Annotated in this window: 13 protein-coding genes; 5 read left to right on the top strand and 8 right to left on the bottom strand. The window is 72.6% G+C overall.

What is annotated here, in order from left to right:
* Positions 1-87: 87 nt before the first annotated feature.
* Positions 88-1890 carry a M4 family metallopeptidase gene (locus tag ACFY12_RS11570; protein ID WP_390715566.1) on the top strand — a complete coding sequence of 601 codons (1803 nt, stop codon included), beginning with the start codon at positions 88-90 and terminating at the stop codon, positions 1888-1890.
* A 48-nt stretch (positions 1891-1938) separates the two neighbouring features.
* Here the strand turns inward: ACFY12_RS11570 and ACFY12_RS11565 are convergent, their stop codons facing one another.
* Entirely contained in the window at positions 1939-4611 is a 2673-nt protein-coding gene (locus tag ACFY12_RS11565; RefSeq protein ID WP_390715565.1) for a SpoIIE family protein phosphatase, read from the bottom strand.
* A gap of 386 nt (positions 4612-4997) precedes the next feature.
* Between ACFY12_RS11565 and ACFY12_RS11560 the strand changes: the two genes are divergently transcribed.
* Positions 4998-5336, top strand: coding sequence for a hypothetical protein (locus tag ACFY12_RS11560; RefSeq protein ID WP_390715564.1), 339 nt, complete (start codon positions 4998-5000; stop codon positions 5334-5336).
* Between the two features lie 104 nt (positions 5337-5440).
* On the opposite strand, the gene ACFY12_RS11555 is transcribed toward ACFY12_RS11560, so the two are convergent.
* Together ACFY12_RS11555 and ACFY12_RS11550 are read right to left on the bottom strand one after the other, a co-directional pair.
* Positions 5441-6850 carry an APC family permease gene (locus tag ACFY12_RS11555; RefSeq protein WP_390715563.1) on the bottom strand — a complete coding sequence of 470 codons (1410 nt, stop codon included), beginning with the start codon at positions 6848-6850 and terminating at the stop codon, positions 5441-5443.
* A gap of 277 nt (positions 6851-7127) precedes the next feature.
* The gene (locus ACFY12_RS11550; RefSeq protein WP_390715562.1) at positions 7128-9233 is read right to left on the bottom strand and encodes a SpoIIE family protein phosphatase; all 2106 of its coding nucleotides are present in this window, start codon (positions 9231-9233) and stop codon (positions 7128-7130) included.
* 852 nt (positions 9234-10085) lie between these two features.
* On the opposite strand from ACFY12_RS11550, the gene ACFY12_RS11545 reads away from it, so the two are divergent.
* Entirely contained in the window at positions 10086-11633 is a 1548-nt protein-coding gene (locus ACFY12_RS11545; RefSeq protein ID WP_390715561.1) for an AMP-binding protein, read from the top strand.
* Between the two features lie 53 nt (positions 11634-11686).
* Here ACFY12_RS11545 and ACFY12_RS11540 read toward each other — a convergent pair whose 3' ends face one another.
* Positions 11687-11887 carry a hypothetical protein gene (locus ACFY12_RS11540; RefSeq protein WP_390715560.1) on the bottom strand — a complete coding sequence of 67 codons (201 nt, stop codon included), beginning with the start codon at positions 11885-11887 and terminating at the stop codon, positions 11687-11689.
* 142 nt (positions 11888-12029) lie between these two features.
* Positions 12030-13043 (bottom strand): non-homologous end-joining DNA ligase, encoded by a 1014-nt coding sequence (gene ligD, locus ACFY12_RS11535; RefSeq protein WP_390715559.1) that lies wholly within the window; start codon positions 13041-13043, stop codon positions 12030-12032.
* Positions 13044-13171: 128 nt separating this feature from the next.
* On the opposite strand from ligD, the gene ACFY12_RS11530 reads away from it, so the two are divergent.
* Entirely contained in the window at positions 13172-14233 is a 1062-nt protein-coding gene (locus ACFY12_RS11530) for an ATP-dependent DNA ligase (RefSeq protein ID WP_390715558.1), read from the top strand.
* 47 nt (positions 14234-14280) lie between these two features.
* Here the strand turns inward: ACFY12_RS11530 and ACFY12_RS11525 are convergent, their stop codons facing one another.
* From ACFY12_RS11525 to ACFY12_RS11515, 3 genes are all read right to left on the bottom strand, one after another.
* Entirely contained in the window at positions 14281-15267 is a 987-nt protein-coding gene (locus tag ACFY12_RS11525; RefSeq protein ID WP_390715557.1) for an MASE1 domain-containing protein, read from the bottom strand.
* On the bottom strand, positions 15268-16164 hold the full coding sequence (locus tag ACFY12_RS11520) for a PP2C family protein-serine/threonine phosphatase (RefSeq protein ID WP_390715556.1): 897 nt from the start codon (positions 16162-16164) through the stop codon (positions 15268-15270).
* A 285-nt stretch (positions 16165-16449) separates the two neighbouring features.
* A complete protein-coding gene (locus ACFY12_RS11515; RefSeq protein ID WP_390715555.1) occupies positions 16450-16809 on the bottom strand; it encodes an acyl-CoA carboxylase subunit epsilon in 360 nt (119 codons plus the stop codon).
* A 319-nt stretch (positions 16810-17128) separates the two neighbouring features.
* Between ACFY12_RS11515 and ACFY12_RS11510 the strand changes: the two genes are divergently transcribed.
* Entirely contained in the window at positions 17129-18403 is a 1275-nt protein-coding gene (locus ACFY12_RS11510; RefSeq protein WP_390715554.1) for a Dyp-type peroxidase, read from the top strand.
* Positions 18404-18412 lie beyond the last annotated feature (9 nt).

Here is an 18412-nt window from a genome sequence, read left to right as displayed (position 1 = left end):
CACGGCAGCCCCCGTGGTGCACAACGGCACCACGCGTACGGGCGGTTGGGCAGCCGGCCGCCCCCGCAGCGCTAAGGACCCTCAGCAGTGCGTAGACCCCACATACGCAAGCACCGTCTGGCCGTCGCCCTCGCGGTGACCACGGCCGCCACCCTCACCGCCGGTGCGGCCGCCACCGCGTCCGCGTCCCCCGCCACCCCGCCGGCCGATGCCTCCGCCCCCTCCGCCGCTCCCGCCCTCTCCGCCCTCGTCGGCAAGGCCCGCGCCGCGGCGTTCGCCCACGCCTCGGCCACCGGGGTCGGCACACGGGACACCCTCGAAGCCGTCGACACGATGGTCGACCCGGACGGACGGCAGCACGTCCGGTTCGTCCGCACCCATCGCGGACTCCCGGTCCTCGGCGGCGACCTCGTCGTCCACCTCACGGCCGCGTCCGCGTACGAGGGGGTGACCCGGGCCTTCCGCCACCAGGTCGATCTGCCCACCACGAAACCGGAACTGTCGGCCGGTCAGGCCCGGGCCAAGGCCGCCCGCGTGGCCAGGGGCGACGCCGACGAGGCCGAACTGGTCGTGGACGCCCGCGACGGCCGGACGACGCTGGCCTACCAGGTGCGCGTCGCCGGCAGCCGTACCACCGAGGGCGGCGGCGCCCGTACGGTCGTCCTCGACGCGGCCTCCGGCGAGGTGCTCGGCAACACCCCGGCCAACGACTCGTTCCTGTCACCGGCCGTCCAGGCCAAGCTGCGCGAGCGCGGCGAACGGCTCGCCCCCGCCACCGGGCCGGCCGCGGCCGCCCCGTCCGCCGCCGGCCGGGCCCCGGCCGCGGCCGAGGGCACCGGTTCCTCCTTCTTCGTCGGCAGTGTGCCGCTGCCCACCACCCGGACCGCGCAGAAGTCCTTCGTCCTCAAGGACCCCACCCGCGGGAACACCGAGACCCGGGACGCCGGCGGCAAGGAGCTGGAGAAGTTCACCAGCGGCACGGCGTTCACCAGCACCACCAACCGCTGGGGCGACGGCACCACGAACAGCCGGGAAACCGCCGCCGTGGACGCGCAGTACGGCATATCCCGCACCCTGGACTTCTACCGGAAGACGTTCGGCCGCAACGGCATCAAGAATGACGGCGCCGGGGCGCGCGCCCTGGTGCACTTCGGCAACAAGGTCGGCAACGCCTACTGGTCGTCGGAGTGCGGCTGCATGCTCTACGGCGACGGTGACGGCAAGACCTTCACCAAACCCCTGGTCGTCCTGGACGTCACCGGCCATGAGCTGTCCCATGGCGTCGTCGACGCGACCGCCGGCCTCCGGCCCACCCGCGTCGACGCCGAGGGAAACCAGTTCGGCGAACCCGGCGCGCTCAACGAGTCGCTGGCGGACATCTTCGGCAGCGCGGTGGAGTTCGCCACCGACAACCCGAAGAACCCGCCGAACTACCTGATGGGCGAGAAGCTCGGCCTGCGGCAGAAGTTCCTGCGCCGCCTGGACAAGCCGTCCCTCGACAAGCTCGAAGGCGCCGTCGACTACTGGTCGCAGAAGTCCTACGACACCGAGGTGCACGCCGGTTCCGGTGTCTCCTCGCACGCCTACTACCTGCTCGCCGAGGGCAGCGGAGCGAAGACCATCGGCGGCGTCGCCTACGACTCCCCCACCCACGACGGCTCCAAGGTGACCGGTATCGGCCGGGACAAGGCGACGGCGATCTTCTACCGGGCGCTCACCCGGTACATGGTCTCCACGACCGACTTCCATGACGCCCGGACCGCGACGCTGCACGCGGCGAAGGACCTCCACGGCGCCGGAAGCACCGAGTACAAGGCGGTCGACAAGGCCTGGGCCGCGGTGAACGTGACGGCGGCCAACCAGCCGCCGGCCCGGCCCGCCGAGCACTGAGCACCGGCCCCGGGGGCCGCACGCGCCCGGCGTCGTGCGGCCCCGCGCTCAGACGGGCTGCTCCGTCCAGATGACCTTGCCGCCGCTCGTGTAGCGGGTCCCCCAGCGCTCCGCCAGCTGCGCGATCAGGAACAGGCCGCGGCCGCCCTCGTCCGTGGTGGCGGCCTGGCGCAGATGCGGCGAGGTGCTGCTGCGGTCGGAGACCTCGCAGATCAGCGAGGTGTCGCGGATCAGCCGTACGTGGATGGGGCCGGAGGCGTAGCGGATGGAGTTGGTGACCAGCTCGCTGAGGATCAGTTCGGTGGTGAACGCCTCGTCCGCCAGTCCCCACTCGGTCAGCTTGCGGACGGCCATGGCCCGTACCCCAGCCACGGCGGAGGGGTCGGGCGGCACGTCCCAGTCGGCGACCTGGGTGGCGTCCAGGACCCGGGTGCGGGCGACGAGCAGCGCGATGTCATCGCTGGGACGCTCCGGCAGCAGCGCGCCGAGCGCCGCCTCGCAGGTCTCGTCCGGGGTCCGTTCGGGGTGGCCGGCGAGGGTGCGGGTCAGCAGCGCCATGCCGGCGTCGAAATCGCGGTCGCGGTCCTCGACGAGCCCGTCGGTGAAGAGGATCAGCCGGCTGTCCTCCGGCAGCCGCAGCTGCCAGGTCTCGAAGGGCAGACCGCCGAGGCCGAGCGGCGGGCCGCCGGGCACCTCGGCGACCTCGGCGGTGCCGTCCGGCCGCAGGACCAGGGGCTGGACATGGCCGGCGCGCGCCATCGTGCAGGTGCCGGACGCCGGGTCGTAGATGGCGTAGAGGCAGGTGGCGCCGGTGACGGTGGCCTCCGCGCCGCCGGACCCCTCGTCCTGGTCGATCCGGGTGACGAGTTCGTCGAGGTGCCAGAGGATCTCGTCGGGAGGCAGGTCCAGGTTGGCGAAGTTGTGGACGGCGGTGCGCAGCCGGCCCATGGTGGCGGCGGCGTGCAGGCCGTGCCCGACGACATCGCCGACGACCAGCGCCACCCGGGCGCCGGGCAGCGGGATGATGTCGAACCAGTCGCCGCCGACGCCGCCCAGTCCGCCGCGCCCGGCCTGGGCGGGCAGATAGCGGTAGGCGGCCTCGACGGCGTTCTGCTCGGGCAGGGCGCGCGGCAGCAGGCTGCGCTGCAGGGTGACCGCCATGGTGTGCTCGCGGGTGTAGCGGCGGGCGTTGTCGATGCTCACGGCGGCGCGGGCGGCCAGTTCCTCGGCGAGCGAGAGGTCCTCCTCCTCGAACGGCGCGGGATCCCGGGAGCGCCAGAAGATGACCACGCCGAGGAGGGTGCCGCGGGCCCGCAGCGGGACGGCGATCATCGAGTGGATACCGTGCGCGACGATCTTCCGGGCGCGGTCGGGGTTCTGCCGCTGCCAGCCGCGGTAGGTGGACAGGTCCGTTTCGAGGACCGGCCGGCCGCTGGTGATCCCGGCGCCGAGCTCGGTGGCCGGGTCGAAGCGGACCGGCTTGCCGACCGGATACAGGCCGCTGTCCGGGGGCAGGCCGACGGCCGCGGTGCGCCGCATCTCGACGCCGGTGGCGAGGGCGGGCGCCGGCTCCGCGCCGGTCGGTACCTCCTCGGCCAGGTCGACGGTGACGATGTCGGCGAACCGGGCCGCGGCGAACTCCGCGAGTTCCTCGCAGGTGCGGACCACGTCGAGGGTGGTGCCGATCTCCGTGCCGGCGTCGTAGAGGAGTTTCAGGCGTCCACGGGCGACATCGGCCCGGCCGGTGACCGCTCTGAGCTCGGTGGTGTCCCGGAGCGTGGTGACACTCCCGGGCGGGCCGCCGGCCTGGTCGGTCGAGCGCTGGTTGACGGCCAGCAGCCGTTCGCCGACCGGATGGACCTCATCGGTGACGGCGCGGCCGGAGGCCAGCAGCCGGGCGGTCCCGGGGTCGAGGCCGAGGTCGGCGACCTGGCGTCCCTCGACGTCCTCCGGCAGGCCGAGCAGCCGGCGGGCCTCGTCGTTGGCGAGCAGCACCCGGCCGTCACCGGCGACGATGATCACGCCTTCCCGTACGGCGTGCAGCACCGCGTCGTGGTGCTCGTACATGCGGGTCATCTCGGCGGGCCCGAGGCCATGGGTCTGGCGGCGCAGGCGCCGGCTGACCAGCGCCGCACCGCCGGTGGCGAGGAGAAGGACGCCGGCCGCGGCGCCGAACAGCAGCGGGAACTGCTGGTCGGCGACGCCGCTGACCTTCTCGATGGTGATCCCTGCGGAGACCAGCCCGACGATCTTGCCGTCCTTGCCGAGGACCGGGACCACGGCCTGGACGAGGGGCCCGATGGTGCCGGTGATCTTCTCGGTGACCACACCGCCGTGCTGCGCCGGCCGCAGCGTGCCGACGAAGCGCTTGCCGATCCGGTCCGGGAGCGGGTGGGTGTAGCGGATCCCCTGGGTGTTCATCACGACGATGAAGTCGACGCCGGAGAGCTTGCGGGCGGTCTCGGCTCGCGGTTGCAGCGCGGCGGTCGGGTCGGAGCTCCGCAGCGCCGCTTCGAGGCCGGGTGCGGCGGCGAAGGACTGGGCGACGGCGACCGATCTGTGGCGGGCCTCGCGCTCCGAGTCGGACCGGGACTGCAGCACGAGCGCCGCCATGGCTGCGGCTACGAGCATGACCACGATCGCGACCTGCAGGAGAAAGACCTGGCCTGCGACAGTTCGCATCCTCGGAACCGAACGCGGGCGGCCGTAGCGTCCGGCCATGTCCTCTTTCTACACCTCCCGCTTACGGTGGGCGAGCCACGCACTGCGGAGCGCAGCAGCAGCTCAGACCCGTGCCGGGGCCTCACGGACTGTTCGAGGATGGTCCCGTGATCCGGGTCCCGGCGCCAGAGGGCGGGACGTCCCGGCGGTGGGTTGTGCCGCCGCCCGCGGACCGCGCGGTGCCCGGGTTCTGGACCGGCCGTGTAACTCTCCCCACAGGTTTGGTTTCGCGTCCGGCGGTTTCAGGCCAGCCGAGCGATCCGGCGCCCTGCACAACACGCCTGGTCAGACGGGGTCACCGGACGCGGGGAGCCGGGACGCGGGTGCGGTCAGGAGCGTGACGGCGGCCATATGGCCCGCGGTGGCGGTGTGAGACGTTCTTGGGCATGCATGTTCCCGAGGAGATCCGTGCCGACGCGGCGGCGCTCATCGACAGCCACGCGCGGGGGCAGTGGAAGCCCGGCGACGCCGACCGGCGGGTCGCCCTGGCGCTGTTCCGCTTCCTCGAGACCGGCGCACCGCTGACCGGCGAGCAGGTCCGGTCCGTCCTGGTGCACGCCGAACCGTCGGACGGCCCAGGCGAGCCGCTGCCGGTGCTGCTGCGGAGGACGGCCGGGCTGCTCGACGACGCGGAGACGGCCGAGGGCCCGGCCGGCCGCGATGCCGTCGACCATGTGTGCCTGCTCCTGGACGCGTTGGCGCTGTCGCAGCCGGCGGACCGGTAGGCCGGTAGCAGCCCGCGGACCGGCAGGCGGGGCTTCCGCCGCCCCACCCCCGCACGCCGCTCCGGGAGAGAGTCCGCCCCGGAAGAGCATCCGCTTCGGCCGCCTCACACGGGCGCGGACGCCGATGCCTCCGCGGACTGCCCGGCGGACGTCCCGGCCGGGGCCTGCCCGTCCTCGGGGACCGCGATGACCCAGTGCGTGTCCTGGCGCGGACGCAGATAGCACGCCCAGTACAGCGCGGCGACGGCGACGACGGCACCGGTGATGACCAGGCTCCTTGTGCTCTGCCGGCCCAGGACCCAGACCAGGACCGCGATCAGCAGCACCGGGACCGCCGGCCACAGCGGCATCCGCCAGGCCATCCGGTGCCTGAGCGCGCCCCGGCGGGCGACCAGGGCGCCCACGGCGACGAAGGCGTACATCGCGGCGACGGCCACGCCGGTGACCTCGCTGAGCGTGTCGAGGTGGACGAAGCACAGGGCCGCCCCGGGAACACCGACCGCGAGGGTGGCCGCCCAGGGGGAGCCGAAGCGCCCTCCGACATGGGAGAAGACCCGGTTGACCGCGGCCGGCCAGGCCGCGTCGCGGGCCGAGGCGAAGACCACCCGGGAGTTCTGAATCACCATCACGATCGCGGCGTTGATGATCGCCAGGGCGATGCAGAGGCTCACGAAGACACCGGTGCCGGAGTTGCTCCACCCCCGCACCATGCCCGCGACGTCACCGGCGCCGAGGGTCTTCAGGTCGGGGGCGCCCAGGGTGATCGCGACGACGGGGACCAGGACGACGGCCGCTCCGATGGCGAGGGTCCACAGCACCGTGCGGGAGACGTTGCGGCGCGGGTTCTCCATCTCCTCGGCGAGGTACACCGCGGTGGAGAAGCCCTGGAGGATGAAGAGCGCGGTGGCGAGCCCGGTGACGATGAGGCCGGCGGTCACGGCCGTGCTCTGTCCGTTGCCGGCGTCGACGACGGGCTGGACGAGGACGGACGCGGAGCGCCGGGTGTGGCTGAAGCCGAGGAAGGCGACGACCGCGCAGGCCACGATCTCCAGGACGAGGAAGACACCGGTGATCCAGGCGTTGGCGCGCAGGTCGAGCAGGCCCATGACGGTGGCCAGCAGCATCACGCCGGCGGCGGTGTACTGCGGATCCAGTGGGACGAGCGGCGCCAGATAGTCGGCGGTGCCCAGGGCGATGATGGGCGGCACGATCATGACGACGATCAGCGAGAGGACGAAAACCAGCCACCCCGCCAGGCGGCCCATGAGGGTGCCGACCATGGCGTACTCCCCGCCGGAGCTGGGGATCAGCGTGCCGAGTTCGGAGTAGGCGAAGGCCACCCCGACACAGAGCAGGCCCGCGACGGCGATGGTCAGCGCGGTGCCCGTACCCAGACCGGCGAACGAGTCCGGCACGATCACGAAGAGCGAGGACGCCGGGGTCAGACAGGACAACGTGAGCAGCGTGCCGCCGACCACACCGATCGACCGGGTCAGCTGGGGGGTGTCGGTCATCCGTATCCCATCGATCCTGGCGGCGGAGGGGACCGCGCTGAGGGACGTGCGCCGCGAAACGGGAGGAACCCGGCTCACCACAGGCGCCACTTGGTGACCGAATACAACCCCTGCCGTCGACTGCCGTCAAGACCCTGTTAAGAGTGCGAGACAACGAAATCCGCAGCAGAAAGTGCCGTCACGAACCCGTATCCACACTCAATACGCGCCATCGAAGCGGATTTCGCGGCGAAGTAGATCGACTACGGATTCCGCCGGCTACTCCCGCGTAGCGTGCTCATCTCCCCTTCGCGGGAACCTGGTTCGCCCGGACCCGGGCGATGAGCAGCGCGACATCGTCGTGGCCATGCGCGTCGCGCAGCTCGCCCAGGAGCCGGTCGCAGAGGCCTTCCAGGTCGTGCTCGGGCCCGGGCACGGCGAGCAGGGCGAGCAGCGTGTCCAGGCGGGTGTCGAGGGCCTGTTCGCGGGTCTCGATCAGGCCGTCGGTGTAGAGGACCAGCCGGTCGCCGTCGCGCAGCGGAATCGTGGTCTGCTCGAAGGGCACACCGCCGACGCCGAGCGGGGCGCCGGTGGGCAGGTCGAGCAGTTCCGGCGGTTGTCCGGCGCGCACCAGGACGGGCGGCAGATGCCCGGCGACGGCGATCCGGCACAGGCTGCGGTGCGGGTCGTAGACCGCGTACAGACAGGTCGCGAAGGCCGGGTCGAGGCCGGTGGCGATGTGGTCGAGGTGTCGGAGCACCTCGGCGGGGTCGAGGTCGAGGTCGGCCAGCGCGCGGGCGGTGGTACGCAACTGGCCCATGGTGGCTGCGGCGTTGATGCCGCTGCCCATGACGTCACCGACGACCAGGGCCGTCTTGTCACCGGCCACCGGGATGGCGTCGAACCAGTCCCCGCCGACCTCGCTGGCCGCCTGGGCCGGCTGGTAGCGGTAGGCGATCTCCATGGCCGTGGGCTGCGGCGGCCGGTGGTTCATCAGGTGGCGCTGGAGGGTGAGCGCGGTGCGGCGTTCGCTCTGGTAGGAGCGGGCGTTGTCGATGCACACCGCCGCCCGGGCGGCCAGCTCGACGGCGAGCACCGCATCGTCCTCGTCGAACGGCACCGGATTGCGGGTGCGGTGCAGCGAGAGCGCCCCGAGCACCTCGCCGCGGGCGATCAGCGGCACGGCCAGAGAGGAGTGCACTCCGGCCTGTCCGAGGCGGGCGGCGCCGTCCTGGTCCGCGGCCATGCGCACCAGGTCCTTCTCGGTCACCTGGGCGACGAGCACCGGCCGGGCCTCGGTCACGCAGCGGGTGATGAGCCGGTCGGCTTCGTAGGAGACGAGCCCGCCCGTGGGGTCGGCGGCGCGGAGGGCGTCCGCCGGGTGGGCGGCGGACGCCGCGAGGGCGCGGAAGCGGACGGATCCGCCGCCGGACGGCGCGGCGGTGCGCCGGCCGTCCAGGGCGGAGTCGAGGACATCGACCGCGGCCAGGTCCGCCAGTTCGGGCACGATGACCTCGGCCAGTTCGCGTGCGGTCCGGTCGACGTCGAGGGTGGTGCCCACGGTCGCGGAGGCGTCGGCGATGACGGCCAGCCGGCGGCGGGCGCGGGCCGCCTCGGCGGCGGCCCGGTGCTGTTCGGTGATGTCCACGACGGACGTGGCCAGCCCCAGGACCCGGCCGTGGGGGTCCTCCAGCCGGTAGTACGACACCGACCAGGCCTGGTCGGCGGTGGGGTCGGCGGCGGTACCGCCGGCGGTGAACTGGTCGAGCAGCGGCCGGCCGGTCCGGAGGACCTCCCGCATCCGGGACACGACGGCCTCGGTGTCCAGGAAGGACAGCGCCTCACTGACGTGACGGCCGATGTGGCTGTCGGCGGGGAGGCCGTTGATGCGCTCCAGCGCCGGGTTGACCATGACGTAGCGGAGCCCGGTGTCCAGGACCGCCAGGCCGATCGGCGACTGGGCCACCAGGCGTACCGACAGCGCCAGATCCCGCTCCACCCGCCGCAGTACGGCCTGGTCGGTGGCGATACCCAGGGCGTAGGACTCGCCGTGCTCGTCGAGCAGCCGCATATTGCGGAATTCGACGAGCCGGGTGCTGCCGTCCTTGTGCCGTACCGGGAAGACCCCGGCCCAGCTCTCGCCGCCGGCCATGACCTGCGAGAACAGCCGCAGTACCAGCTCGACGTGTTCGGGTGCGACCAGGAGCCGGGCGGCCGGCCGGCCCAGCGCCTCCCGCGCGGTCCAGCCGAAGAGCTTCTCGGCCTGGGGGCTCCACAGGGCGATCCGCCCGTCCGCGTCCAGCATCACGGCGGCGACGCCCAGGACGTCCAGCAGACCGCCGGGCCGCCCCGGCGTCGCCCCGACCGAGGCAGCGCCGTCGGGGATCGCGTCGGTCGCACCCATCCCGGCACTCCTTCCGCCGGTCACCGCGGACCGACAGCCATGGCGCTCTCCGTACATCGGCATCCCTGTATCGGCCTCCGCACATCGGCCGATTCTCGCCGTACTCGCCGCTGCCCCCCATCATCCCTCCACACGGGACGGCCCCGCAGGGAGAGCGAGAGCCGCAGGGCAGGGGCGCCCCCTGCGCGAGGGAGCATTATCCGCCACCCTCCGCGCACCGGCGACCGAGTTGGCGATATCGGGGGACGGGGGATCCGGCCGGATCGGGGGACCGGGGATGCGGCCGGATCCGGGACGGCGGATCCGGCCGACGTTCGGTCTTCGGTACGCGTCGCCCGATCGCGGCCGGCCGCAGAAACCACGCGCGTACGCAGCCACACCCATACGCGGCCACACGGATGCACAGCTTCACAGATGCGGAGCCACACGGATGCGGAGCCGCACGAATGCACAGCTTCACGGATGCAGAGCTTCACGGATGCACAGCTTCACGGATGCAGAGCTTCACGGATGCAGCGCCGCACGAATCCGCAGCCGATCCCGGGAATACCCGCCCGCCCCCTGCCCGTTGTGGCCCCACAGGGGGCGCTCGCATCCCTTAGGGGATCCGTTCGACCGCCCCCTAAGGGACGCGCGCACCCGCCACGACGGAATACGTGGAGCGCCGCAAGCGGGACTCGCACCGAAGGGGGGCAGCGGGGGGACAGCCGGCGGCTCCCGGTCCGCGAAATCCGACTTGGGATGTCGATCTCGAGCGACTATCCTACCTTTGTTGCCTCCAGCAACTAAATATCGTAGCGCGCCCCGGCGGCAGCGACCTCGGCCGCCGGCGTCAGGAGGAAGCCCACCATCATGTCCATAGACGACCGGACGTTCCGTACCTACATGGAGGAGAACCTCGATGTACTTAGCGCAGACCCTGCACATGAAGCCGTGGTCCACCAAGGACGCCGGGTAACGGCGGGCGAATTCCGTTCGCTGGTGTACCGGATGGCGCGGGCGCTGCGCGCCCAGGGCGTCGGCCGGGAAGCCACCGTCACCCTGCTCAGCGGCAACCTCCCGGAGGCCCTCGCCGCCCGTTACGCGGCCAACCTGGTCGGCGCCCGGGTCAATCACCTCTACAACAAGCTGTCCGCCGACTCCCAGGCCGCCATCGTCCGCGACGTCGAGACCCGCGCCCTGATCGTCGACCCGCGCTACGCGGAACGGGCCGCCGAGGTCACCGAGTTGGCGCCGGGTCCGGATGTCCTGATGCTCGGCCCCGCGAAGCTGGGCACGGACCTGCTCGAGCTGGCCGCCGGACAGTCCGACGCGCCGTTCGACAGCCTCGCCGGGCCGGAGGACATCTGCACCATCCGCCACACGGGAGGCACCACCGGCCACCCCAAGGGCATCTGCACGACCTTCGAGCAGTCCCAGTGGTTCAGCGGAGTGCTGTCGGACGAGGACGGTGCCGAGCGCCGGCAGCTGGTCTGCACGACCCTCGCGCACGCCGCCGGACTGTTGGCCGACAACACGCTGTCCGCGGGCGGCACGGTCGTCCTGCTCGACGACTTCGACCCCGCGGAGGTGCTCGCCGCCATCGAACGCGAGCGCATCACCGACATGTTCCTGCTGCCGCCGCTGCTCTACCAGCTGATGGACCATCCGGACGCCCAGCACACCGACACCTCCAGCCTGCGGACGGTGACCTACGGCGGCTGCCAGGCGTCGCCGGCCCGGATCGCCGACGCGGTACGGAGGTTCGGGCCGGTGCTGCTGCAGGGGTACGGACAGAACGAGGCGGGCGGCATCAGCGTGCTGCGCCCGGAGGACCACGACCTGTCCCGCCCCGACCGGCTGCGCTCCGCGGGCAAGGTGATGGACGACGTCGAGGTGGTGATCCGCGACGAGTCGGGCCGGGATCTGCCGGCCGGCGAGCACGGCGAGGTCTGCGTCCGGTCCAAGATGATCATGAAGGGGTACTGGAAGCAGCCCGAGCTGACCGCCGAGGTCCTGAGGGACGGCTGGCTGCACACCGGAGACATCGGATTCCTCGACGCCGAGGGCTACTTGACGATCGTCGACCGGATCAAGGACATGATCGTCGTCGTCGGCGGCCATGTGTACACCACCGAGCTGGAGGACCTGCTGAACTCGCACCCGCAGGTACTGCAGAGCGCGGTGTTCGGCGTCCGTGACGCCGACCGGATGGAACGGGTCCACGCCGTGGTGGTGCGGACACCCGACGGCACGGTCGACGAGCGGCAGCTGTGCGCGATGGTGTCCGCCGAGCGCGGAGCGATGTACGAACCGGCCCGGATCACCTTCGTCGAGGCACTTCCGCTGACCGACGCCGGAAAGCCGGACAAGAAGGAGCTGCGCCGGCGGGCCGAGCAGGAGACCGCCGCCGCCGGATGACACACCGGGCCGCCGCGGCGCAGTGCCGCGGCGGCCCGCCCGTGTACGGCCGTTCAGATCCCCAGGAGGCTGTTGAGGCCGCCTCGGAGACCATCGAGGGCGTCGATACCGGACTCGCCGACGCTTTGCTCACCGATGTCGTCGCGCTGGCTGACCGGCTTCTCGGGGGCGGCCGAGGCCACACCGGCGAGCGGGACGACGATGGCGGAGGCAAGCGCCGCGACCGCGACGGAACGTCCTATGAACTTGCGCATGACCTCTCCCATTTGACAGGAAATCTGACAATCGGATGGGTACCGCGTGGTGCCGTACCACCCACGGCCCCCGCATACAGCCACTCCGACGGCCCCGGCGATTGCTCCGTTCGTACGGGGGGCCGGTCCAGTCCGGTCCGGTTCAGCGCTTACGGGCCCGGCTCGGCTGGACCCGGGCCGGCTCCCCCGGCATCTTCGGATGGTCGGGGGGATAGGGCAGATCGCCCAGTCCTTCGTCCGCCTCCTGCCGGTCCGCGAGCTCCAGGACCGACTCCAGGCCGAAGGCATGGTCCGTCATGTCGGCGTGCACATCGCCGAGTTCCGCGAAGCGCGGCGGGACCGTCCGCAGATCGAAGTCCTCGGGCTCGGCGTCCGGCAGCTCCTCCCAGCGGAGCGGGGTGGAGACGGTCGCCCTCGGCCGGGCGCGCAGCGAGTACGCCGAGGCGATGGTCCGGTCCCTGGCCATCTGGTTGTAGTCGACGAAGACCTTCGCGCCGCGCTCCTCCTTCCACCACGCCGAGGTCACCAGGTCCGGCATCCGGCGCTCCAGCGCCCGGGCCAGGGTGATCGCGGCCCGTCTGACGGCGGTGAACGTCCAGTGGGGCCGGATCGGTACGTAGACGTGCACCCCGCGGCCGCCGGAGGTCTTGGGCCAGCCGCGCAGGCCGTGTTCGGCGAGCAGACCGCGCAGTTCACGGGCGACGCGGACGGCGTCCGCGAAGTCCGTGCCGGGCTGCGGGTCGAGGTCGATCCGCAGTTCGTCGGGGTGATCGGTGTCGGCGCGGCGTACGGGCCACGGGTGGAAGGTCAGACAGCCCAGGTTGGCGGCCCACAGGACGGCGGCGGGCTCGGTGGGGCAGATCTCGTCGGCGAACCGGCCGCTGGGGAAGGTGATACGGGCGGTGGGCAGCCAGTCCGGGAGGCCCTTGGGGGCCCGCTTCTGGTAGAAGGATTCGCCGTCGACGCCGTCCGGGAAGCGCTGCAGGGTGGTGGGCCGGTCGCGCAGGGCCCGCAGCACCCCGTCCGCGACGGCCTGGTAGTACTGCGCGACGTCGAGCTTGGTGAAGCCGCGCTCCGGATAGTAGACCTTGCCGGGGTTCGACAGGCGCACCGTACGCCCCGCGACGTCCAGCTCGACAGCTCCGCCTCCGGCCATGCCTCCACGCTAGGTTCCGGCCGGCTCCGGCGCGCGCCGGGACGCCGTCCCGGACGGGAGGGCGGAGGGCCGGGCCCGGACGGGCTCCCGGCGCGCGGGAAGGGCGCCCGGCCCTGAGGATCGATGCCATGGATCTGCCTGTGATGCCCCCGGTCTCCCCGATGCTGGCGAAGCCGGTGGCGGACCTCCCCGCCGGTATGCAGTACGAGGCCAAGTGGGACGGCTTCCGGGTCATCGTCTTCCGGGACGGCGACGAGGTCGAGATCGCCAGCCGTACGACGAAGCCGCTCACCCGCTACTTCCCCGAGGTGGCCGGCGCCGTACGGGCACAGCTGCCGCGGCGCTGTGTCGTCGACGGCGAGATCGTCATCGCCCATGACGGCCGGCTGCACTTCGAGGAGCTGCTGGAGCGCATCCACCCGGCGGACTCCCGGGTCCGTACGCTCGCCGAGCGGACTCCCGCCTCCCTCGTCGCCTTCGATCTGCTGGCTCTCGGTCCGGACGCGCTGCTGGGCGCGCCGCAGACGGTGCGCCGGGAGGCGCTGGTCGGGGCGCTGCGCCCGGCCCGGGCGCCGGTGTACACCGCGCCCGCGACGACGGACCAGGAGCTGGCCCGGCGCTGGTTCACCCAGTTCGAGGGGGCGGGGCTGGACGGGGTGGTCGCCAAGCCGCTCGATCTGCCGTACCGGCCGGGTGAGCGCGTGATGTTCAAGATCAAGCATGCCCGGACGGCCGACTGCGTCGTCGCGGGCTACCGGCTGCACAAGAGCGGTCCGGTGGTCGGCTCCCTGCTGCTGGGCCTCCATGACGACACCGGGCAGCTGCAGCACGTCGGGGTGTGCGCCTCGTTCCCGATGGCCCGTCGGCGCGCGCTGGTCGAGGAGCTGGCGCCGCTCCGGACGGACGAGGCCACGGACCACCCGTGGGGGGCCTGGACGGACGAGGCGGCCCATGCGTCCCGGCGGATGCCGGGCGGGCCGAGCCGCTGGAGCGGCGGCAAGGACCTGTCGTGGGTGCCGCTGCGCCCGGAGCGGGTGTGCGAGGTCGCCTACGACCATATGGAGGGCAGCCGGTTCCGGCACACCGTCCGGTTCCGCCGCTGGCGCCCCGACCGTACGCCGGAGAGCTGCACCTATGCCCAGTTGGAGGAGCCGGTGAGCTACGACCTGGGGGAGCTGCTGCGGGGCTGACGACAGGGCCCGGCGGGCCCGGGACACGGTGTCAGGAGCGCGGGACGTCAGGGGGTGTCGCCCTCCCGGGGCCAGCGGCGCCGGCTCTCCCCCGGCGCCAGGCGGTCCACCACCTCGGCGAGTTCGCGGCAGGCCTGCTCGACCTTGTGCCGGATGGCGTTCTGCTCGGTGACGAGCGCCGAGAGCAGCAGCGCGGTGAGCGCCGCGGACGCGTTGAGCGCCTGCAGATTGATCATCGCTTCCAGCAGGCTGTGGCCCTTGAACGGCCCGGTGCGGGTGGTCGCCGACGAGATCGCCAGTACGGACACCAGCAGCACACAGGGCGCCGCGCCGGCCAGCTGGAAGCGCAGTGCCGCCCAGACGATCAGCGGGAAGACGAGGAAGAGCAGCGACAGCTCACTGTGCACGGACGTGAGCGCGACCAGGAGCGAGGCGAGCAGCAGCGCCGACGCCTCGGCCCACCGGATCATGGGGACGTCCCAGGGACTGCGCAGGGAACGGAGGGCGAGCAGCAGCGGGGTGACGACGAGGACGCCCATCGCGTCGCCCACCCACCAGGCCGCCCAGGTCGGCCAGAAGACGCCGGCCGGCAGGTCGCCGGAGAGCAGCAGCGTCCCGCTGCCCACCGTGGCGCTGATCAGCATCCCGACGAAGGCGCCGAGGACGACCAGCGCCACCCCGTCGCGCAGCCGGTCGAGTTCGGGCCGGAACCCCACGCGGCGGAGCATCAGCGAGGCGCACACGGGGGCGAGGGTGTTGCCCGTCATGGTGCCCAGGACCCCGGCGTCGAGCGGGACGAGCGAGGCGACGACGAGCAGCGTGCCGAGGGCGATGCCCGGCCAGGTCCACATGCCCGCCAGGAGCAGAAAGCTCAGGGAGATGCCGGTGGGCGGCCATAACGGGGTGACCCTGGCGCCCGCGATGACCACCTGCTCCAGCAGCCCGATCCGGGCGGACACGTAGTAGACGGCGGCGAGGACGCAGATCGTCAGGGCTGCCGGTGCGAGTCGGCGGAGTTCCTCGGTGCGCACCACTCAGCCATCACACAACGGCGGCCGCTGGTCGGCGGCCACGACACGCGCTCCCGTCGCGCGCTTCACCCGGTGCTCTCCCCCCTCGCCCTCGAAGCACAGCACGATCACCGCGGAGTCGTCGACGTGCCCGGTCAGTTCGGCCACGCTCATCACCGCGGCGGCCACCGCGGCCGGGTCACCGCCGGCGTTGGCGCCGGCCAGCCGGGTCACCTGCTCCAGTCCGTCCTCTATCGGGAACGACGGCCCTTCGATGACCCCGTCGGTGAGCAGCACCAGCGTCCCGCTCACGGTGAGCCGGCGCCGGGTGACGGGGTACCGCTCGCCGGGCACGATGCCCAGCGGCACGCCTCCGGGTTCGTCGGCGAGCCGGCAGCGGCCGTCGACGGTGGCCCAGACGCCCGGTACGTGCCCGGCCCGGGCCAGGGAGATCTCCCAGCCGACCGGGTCGAAGCGGACGAAGGTGCAGGTCGCGAAGAGCCCGCAGTCCACCGAGAGGAGCAGGTCGTTGGCGCGGCTCAGTACTTCCCCGGGGTCGGCGGCGTGCGCGGCGACGGCCCGCAGACCGAGGCGGATCTGGCCCATGAAGGCGGCCGCCTCCACGTCATGGCCCTGGACGTCACCGATGCAGAAGGCGAGCGACCCGTCGGGCAGCGGGAAGCCGTCGTACCAGTCGCCGCCGATGTCGAGGCCGTGCCGGGCCGGCGCGTAGGTGGCGGCGGTGCGCAGCCCGGGCACTTCGGGCAGCCGGGCGGGCAGCATCTCGCGCTGCAGCGCCTCGGCCAGTTCCACCCGGGCCCGCTGTTTCTCGGCGCCTTCCCGGGCCTGGGCGGTCAGCCGTCCGAGCGTGGCCAGCAGGTCGTCGGCGCTCGCCGACCGCGGGGGACGACGCCGCGGCATGAATCGCTCCCAGGTGCGTCGGTGCATGGGCCACCGCGGGGCGCGCTCCCTGCGGCGGGTTCCCGCGTGGGCCTTCTGACCTGGCCTGATGGGGCTCGTGGAGGGAGCCCGTCTTTCCCGCTTCATCATATTTGCGCGGTGTGACTTCCGCTTGACGATCTGCTGACGGGCGGGCCGACGGACCCACGGTCACGTGACGGGCTGACGGGCCCCCGTGTTCACACCGGCGCCTCGCCCTCCGCGGTCATCCCACGTCCCGGGCGGCCGTCCCTCCCCGGCGCCGCGTCAGCTGCACGTCCAGCAGCCCGACCAGCAGGCGGAGCGGCCGGCCCGGTGCCCCCTGGGGCGCCGCCGGTCGGCCGGGCGCTCCTCGGCCTGGTGCTCGTCGGCGAGTACCCGCAGGGCGGCGAGCTGGGCGCAGAGGACGAGGGTGAGCGCGGCGAGCTCCTCGGGTTCGGCGTGTCCCCTGTCGATCCGGAGTGCGGGCCCGGCCGGTTCGGCGCCACCCGGGCTCTCCTCGGCGGATATCTCCCCGTCGGCGGACGGCGCGTGCCCGTCGCGCTCCGTGCCCCGGTCGCCCGTGGTGGTATCGGCGGGCCCGGGGCCCTCGGCGGTGGCTCCGCTCTCATCGGTGAATGCGTTCATGTGCGGGGTCCATGGGCTCGCGGGCGGTGCCTGTCGTGCCTGGTGGACGGCGAGCCGGCCCGGCGCTGCACCGTGCCCTGGCCGGGGTCGTGTTCGTGCAGGTCACAGGGCCGACGCTAGGAGCCCGGCGGGGCGCTGTCGCGCGGGGAGCCGGTCCGCTGGGCCATTCGGGCGACCGGCCGGTCTGCGCGCGTGATATCCGGCGCCGAGGCCGTGTTGCTCCCGTCCCTCCCGTTCCGAGCGGCGAGCATGGCGCGCAGGTATGTGCCGGCACGCGGGTGCCGGAGGACGCACTCAGGGCGGTCAGGATGGCGGGACGATGAGACGTGATCGGGGCGGCGACGGGTGTGTCCCCGTGCGGGACGACGGACGCCGGGATTTCCTCAGGTGCGCGGCGGGGTTCGCGGGGGTGGCGGCCACGGGCATGGCGGCCGCCACCGGCCCGCACGGGGAGGCCGCCGCGGCGGAGCGTCCGGCGGGCCCGCCGGACGATGACGGCAGGCGGCAGCCGCCGGAGAGGATCTCCTTCCACGGCCGCCATCAGGCCGGCATCGTGACCCCTCAGCAGCTGTTCGCCGGATTCGCCGGGTTCGATGTGCTGGCCGAGAACCGCGAGGGCCTGGTGGAGCTGTTCCAAGTGCTCACCCACCGGGCCCGGGCGCTGACGGCCGGGGTGAAGCCCAAGGACGAACTGGTCGCCACCCAGCCGCAGACCCCCGACTCGCTCACCGTCACGATCGGGGTGGGGGCTTCGCTCTTCGACGACCGGTACGGGCTCTCCGGGCACAAGCCCCGGCATCTGAAGGCGATGCCGGCGTTCCCCAACGACCGGCTGGTGCCGGCGCGTTGCCATGGCGATCTGTCGGTGCAGGTCTGTGCGGAGCACCCGGACGCCATCGTGCATGTCCTGCGCGATCTGGCGCGGGAGACCGACGGGCTGCTCCGGCCCCGCTGGCGGGCGGACGCCTTCCTCAATCCGTCCCGGCCTTCCGGGGCGCGGCGCAACTTCCTCGGTTTCAAGGACGGGATCGTCAATCCGGACACCGACTCGGTCCGGGAGATGAGACGGCTGATGTGGGTGACCCCGCCGTGCGGGGAGCCGGAGTGGGCGCTGGACGGCTGCTATCAGGTGATCCGGCTGATCCGCTTCCACGTCGAGAAGTGGGACAAGGTGCCGGTGGAGCACCAGGAGAGGATGTTCGGGCGGCGCAAGGCGAGCGGCGCGCCCCTGGACGGCACCCGGGAGACGGACGCGCCGGACTACCGGAGCGACCCGGACGGCCGGAAGATCGCGCTCGACTCGCACATCCGGCTGGCGAACCCGCGGACGCCGCAGACCGACAACTCACGTTTCCTGCGGCGGAGTTACAACTACAACGACGGCTTCGACCCCAACGGAAGGATGAACCTCGGCCTGGTCTTCTGCGGCTACCAGCAGGACCCGGAGCGGCAGTTCGCGACCGTACAGCGACGTCTGGAGAACGAGCCGCTGGCCCGTTTCATCACTCCGACCGGCGGCGGCTACTTCTTCGCCCTGCCCGGCGTACGGCACCCCCGCGACTGGTTCGGGTCCGAGCTGCTGAAGAAGGTCTGAGCGGGAGAC

Source organism: Streptomyces sp. NPDC001339, from assembly GCF_042895955.1.
GTDB lineage: Bacteria > Actinomycetota > Actinomycetes > Streptomycetales > Streptomycetaceae > Streptomyces.
This window is presented reverse-complemented; position numbering and strand designations above follow the sequence as displayed.

Excerpts from the sequence above, each read along its gene's own strand:
- ACFY12_RS11555 (WP_390715563.1), bottom strand. The coding sequence starts at position 6,850 with ATGACCGACACCCCCCAGCTGACCCGGTCGATCGGTGTGGTCGGCGGC.
- ACFY12_RS11520 (WP_390715556.1), bottom strand. The coding sequence starts at position 16,164 with ATGCCGCGGCGTCGTCCCCCGCGGTCGGCGAGCGCCGACGACCTGCTG.
- ACFY12_RS11515 (WP_390715555.1), bottom strand. The coding sequence starts at position 16,809 with ATGAACGCATTCACCGATGAGAGCGGAGCCACCGCCGAGGGCCCCGGG.
- ACFY12_RS11540 (WP_390715560.1), bottom strand. The coding sequence starts at position 11,887 with ATGCGCAAGTTCATAGGACGTTCCGTCGCGGTCGCGGCGCTTGCCTCC.
- ACFY12_RS11530 (WP_390715558.1), top strand. The coding sequence starts at position 13,172 with ATGGATCTGCCTGTGATGCCCCCGGTCTCCCCGATGCTGGCGAAGCCG.
- ACFY12_RS11560 (WP_390715564.1), top strand. The coding sequence starts at position 4,998 with ATGCATGTTCCCGAGGAGATCCGTGCCGACGCGGCGGCGCTCATCGAC.
- ACFY12_RS11565 (WP_390715565.1), bottom strand. The coding sequence starts at position 4,611 with ATGGCCGGACGCTACGGCCGCCCGCGTTCGGTTCCGAGGATGCGAACT.
- ACFY12_RS11510 (WP_390715554.1), top strand. The coding sequence starts at position 17,129 with ATGAGACGTGATCGGGGCGGCGACGGGTGTGTCCCCGTGCGGGACGAC.
- ACFY12_RS11550 (WP_390715562.1), bottom strand. The coding sequence starts at position 9,233 with ATGGGTGCGACCGACGCGATCCCCGACGGCGCTGCCTCGGTCGGGGCG.
- ACFY12_RS11545 (WP_390715561.1), top strand. The coding sequence starts at position 10,086 with ATGTCCATAGACGACCGGACGTTCCGTACCTACATGGAGGAGAACCTC.
- ligD (WP_390715559.1), bottom strand. The coding sequence starts at position 13,043 with ATGGCCGGAGGCGGAGCTGTCGAGCTGGACGTCGCGGGGCGTACGGTG.